The organism is Nocardia otitidiscaviarum NBRC 14405 (assembly GCF_000308635.1).
Lineage (GTDB): Bacteria > Actinomycetota > Actinomycetes > Mycobacteriales > Mycobacteriaceae > Nocardia > Nocardia otitidiscaviarum.
Genome location: NZ_BAGD01000227.1, coordinates 1 through 447, shown reverse-complemented (window position 1 = coordinate 447; position 447 = coordinate 1). Strand labels below are relative to the sequence as shown.

Genomic DNA, 447 nt, shown 5'->3' with positions numbered 1-447 from the left:
CACGAAAGCGCCCCGCTGCGGCGGGGCGCTTTCGTCATGTCCGGATAAGGTTTTCAGCTCTTGGTGAGGTTGATGACGCAGTTGTCGAGCGCCTGAACGATCTCGTCGCCGGGCGAGATATTCAGCGGTGCCGCAGATGCTTTCGCGAAGGTCGTGTTATTCCGCGCGCCGCCGGTCGAGGCGTACACGACGCCGTCCTTGATCACCCACACGTCCGATCGTTCCCTCATCTTCCCCGTGCTGTCGAACATCGACGCCCCGAAGTAGGTGAGCCCGCTGCTCGCGATCACCGTTCCGTTACGCAGTTCGTAACCGGCCTGATTCAGCCCGGCCGCGACCGAGTCGACGACCGATTGGGCCGCCGGAGCGCACCGCGGATCGGAGGGTTGCCCGATGCCGGCGGGCGCGGCCCCGGTCGTCGTGACCGCCGGAGCGGCAGTTGCTGAC

1 pseudogene is annotated in these 447 nt (G+C 66.0%); it reads right to left on the bottom strand.

The window, feature by feature from the left end:
• Nucleotides 1-53: 53 nt before the first annotated feature.
• Nucleotides 54-447, bottom strand: a pseudogene (locus tag ON31_RS29435) (DUF2510 domain-containing protein); the annotation flags it as partial.